This is a genomic window from Streptomyces cahuitamycinicus (genome assembly GCF_002891435.1).
In the GTDB taxonomy this organism is placed as follows: domain Bacteria; phylum Actinomycetota; class Actinomycetes; order Streptomycetales; family Streptomycetaceae; genus Streptomyces; species Streptomyces cahuitamycinicus.
In genome coordinates, this window is sequence record NZ_POUC01000656.1 from 1 (window position 1) to 3,093 (window position 3,093).

At 72.6% G+C, this 3,093-nt stretch carries 3 protein-coding genes and 2 pseudogenes; all 5 read left to right on the forward strand.

The window, feature by feature from the left end; all coding sequences use genetic code 11:
• Positions 1-344: pseudogene (locus C1J00_RS41075) on the forward strand (hypothetical protein); the annotation flags it as partial.
• A gap of 60 nt (positions 345-404) precedes the next feature.
• Positions 405-941, forward strand: a complete 537-nt coding sequence (locus tag C1J00_RS41080; RefSeq protein WP_102913930.1) for a phage baseplate assembly protein V — start codon at positions 405-407, stop codon at positions 939-941.
• Between the two features lie 19 nt (positions 942-960).
• Positions 961-1,305, forward strand: coding sequence for a hypothetical protein (locus C1J00_RS41085; protein WP_102913931.1), 345 nt, complete (start codon positions 961-963; stop codon positions 1,303-1,305).
• Positions 1,302-1,697 (forward strand): GPW/gp25 family protein, encoded by a 396-nt coding sequence (locus C1J00_RS41090; RefSeq protein ID WP_102913932.1) that lies wholly within the window; start codon positions 1,302-1,304, stop codon positions 1,695-1,697. Before C1J00_RS41085 ends, C1J00_RS41090 begins: the two co-directional genes overlap by 4 nt.
• Positions 1,694-3,093 (forward strand): annotated as a pseudogene (locus tag C1J00_RS41095) (putative baseplate assembly protein); the annotation flags it as partial. The gene C1J00_RS41090 and the pseudogene C1J00_RS41095, both read left to right, overlap by 4 nt.

The window sequence follows — 3,093 nt, forward strand, 5'->3', positions numbered from 1 at the left end:
GCCCGCTGCGGCCGCCCCTCGGCAGGCGCCCCACCCCGGCCCTCAAGCGCAAGACGCTGTCCGGTACCGCCAAGCAGCAGCGCGAGCAGGCCGAGGCCGAACTGCTCGCCCGCGCGGCCGTCTCCGCCGACGTCGTCTCCGGTTCCGGCTCCCTCGACGTCAACCGGCACGGCTACATCCTCCAGCCGCGCCAGCTCGTCGGCGTACGGGGCGCCGGACGCGCCTACGACGGCGACTACTACGTCAAGTCCGTGACGCACAACCTGCGGCCGGGCTCGTACCAGCAGAACTTCACCCTCTCCAGGGAGGGGCTCGAAGCCCGCAGCGACTACGTCCGGCCGTAAGCGCGCACCACCCACGACCACCCCCACCCACGATCACCACCAACCAGGAGCACCTCCACCATGGCGGCACCCAGCAATCGCTACCTCGGCAAGTTCCGCGGCCGGGTCGTCGACGACAACGACCCGCTGCGCATCGGCCGCGTCACCGTCGAGGTCCCGGACGTGCTCGGTGACGAGCCGTCGACCTGGGCGCTGCCCTGCCTGCCGTTCACCGGGCCGCAGTCCGGGCAGTTCGTGGTGCCGCCGCCCGGCGCGGGCGTGTGGGTGGAGTTCGAGCAGGGGGATCCCAGCTTCCCGGTGTGGACGGGGTGCTGGTACGGCGCCGCCGAGGAGCTGCCGCCCGACGCGCGCCGCGAGCTCCAGGCGAACTCCCCGAACAAGCCGGTCGTCGTGCAGACACCGCAGGCGCACAAGCTCGTCATGAACGACACGCCCGGCGCCGAGCAGGGGATCCTCCTGCAGGCACAGGGCGGCGCCTACATCCGCATCACCGAAGGGGCCGTGGTCATCGCGACCGGCGCGGGTGCCGAAGTCGTACTGCGCGGACGTGAAGTGACGATCAACGAGGGCCAGTTGACCGTGCTCTCGAAGCGATAGACGACGGGGGATCCAGAAAATGACAGGAACGGCAAGAAGACTTCTCGACGCCGGCACCGTGCTCGGCTGCCCGCACGGCGGGCGCGTCACCGCGGCCACCCCGCCCTCGGGCGGCGTACGCGTCGCGGGTGCCGCCGTCGCCACGGCCGCCCACCACTACGTGGTCACCGGCTGCCCGCACACCGTGGACCGGGTGCCCTCGCCGTGCGTCACGGTCCGCTGGACCGCCGACGGCACCGGCATCACGGTCGACGGCGCGCCCGTGCTGCTCGACACCTCCGCGGCCCAGTGCTTCAGCGCGGCCTTCGTCCCGCAGGGGCCGCCCGTCGTCCAGGCCGCGCAGCGAAAGGTCACCGTCCGATGAACCCCACGAGCCGGGCCGCCAGGCCCCGTTCCGACCTCGCGTTCCCCTTCCGCGCCGACCGCCGCGGCCGCACCGCGCACGCCACCCACGGCGAGCACGTCCACGACCTGATCGAGCAGTTGCTTTTCACCAGCCCCGGCGAGCGCGTGATGCGCCCCGACTTCGGCTGCGGACTGCTGGACCTGGTGTTCGCCCCGAACAGCCCCGAGCTGATCAGCACGCTCGAACTGTCGGTGCAGGCCGCGCTGCAGCGCTGGCTCGGCGACCTCATCGAGGTGAGCGCCCTCGACATCGTCAGCGAGGACCACTCCGTCCGCGTGTACCTGTCGTACTCCGTCCGGGCCACCGGCACCCAGCGCGACGACGTCTTCGAAGGGAGGGCCGCCGCATGACGACCGGCACCACAGCGTCCCGCCGCGGCAAGGTGAGGGCCGCCCAGCTCAATGGCGTCGACACCGTCGAAACAGGCGACGACGGCCTGCTGCTCACCGTCACCTTCCTCGGCAAGGCCCCGCACGGCCTCGGCCCCGACAACGTCCGCATCGACGGCGGCCGCCGCGTCACCGGCATCACCGCCGTCGACCTCAGCGTCGAACGCGAGGAGGACCCGGAGCTCGACGACCGGCTCTACGTCACCCTCGACAAAGCCGGCGACACCTCCCGCTACCGGCTCTCCCTCGTCGAGACCGACCCGTACGGACGGCCCGGCACCGAGCCGCACCGCGGCTTCGACCAGCGCTACCACAGCGTCACGTTCTCCTTCCGGCCCGACTGCCCCACCCCCTTCGACTGCAAGGACGAGGACGGGCCGCAGACGGACTTCCCCGCCGCGCCCGTCATCGACTACACCGCCCGCGACTACGAGACCATCCGCAAGCTGCTCCTGGACCGGCTCGCGCTCACCACCCCCGACTGGGCCGAGCGCAACCCGGCCGACCTCGGCATGACCCTCGTCGAACTCCTCGCCCACACCGGCGACCAGATCAGCTACCACCAGGACGCGGTCGCCACCGAGGCCTACCTCGACACCGCCCGCCGCCGGGTCTCCGTACGCCGTCACGTGAAGCTCATCGACTACGCGATGCACGACGGCTGCAACGCCCGCGCGTACGTCACCGTCCAGACCGCACAAGACCAGACTCTCGCCCCGGGCACGTTCCGCTTCGCCTCCGTCGACGTGCGCAGCCTCGACCCGCACGACCGCCCCGAACCGGGCACGGTGATCGACGAGGCCGACCTCGGCGACCTCGACGAACGCGGCTCGGTGGAGGTCTTCGAACCGGTCGTCGCCACCGACCCGCTGAAGCTGCGGGTCGCGCACAACGCGATCCGGCTGTGGACCTGGGCCGGCGAGGTGTGCACCCTCCCGCAGGGCGCCACCGCCGCCACCCTGCGGGACGCGTGGGTGGACGCGGAGACCTGCCGCGAGCGCCGGCTCGCCCTCAGGCCGGGCGACGTGCTCGTCCTGGAGGAGGTGAAGGGCCCGCGCACCGGCACCCCCGGCGACGCCGACCCCGCCCACCGCCAGGCCGTCCGGATCACCTCCGTCACACCCGGCCTCGACCGGATCGAGGACCAGCCGGTCCTGGAGGTCACCTGGGCCGCCGAGGACGCGCTGCGCTTCCCGCTCTGCCTCACCACGCGCGGCGGACGCGACTGCCTTCCCGTCGAGGACGTCACACTGGCCCGCGGCAACGTCGTCCTCGCCGACCACGGCCGGACGCCGACCGGCCTCCCCGAGACCGTCACCGTGCCGCCCGTGCCCGCCGCGACCGCCCCCTGCGATCC

What these genes read in the sequence shown, in the direction of transcription:
- C1J00_RS41080 (WP_102913930.1), top strand. Translation starts at nt 405, where the DNA reads ATGGCGGCACCCAGCAATCGCTACCTCGGCAAGTTCCGCGGCCGGGTC.
- C1J00_RS41085 (WP_102913931.1), top strand. Translation starts at nt 961, where the DNA reads ATGACAGGAACGGCAAGAAGACTTCTCGACGCCGGCACCGTGCTCGGC.
- C1J00_RS41090 (WP_102913932.1), top strand. Translation starts at nt 1,302, where the DNA reads ATGAACCCCACGAGCCGGGCCGCCAGGCCCCGTTCCGACCTCGCGTTC.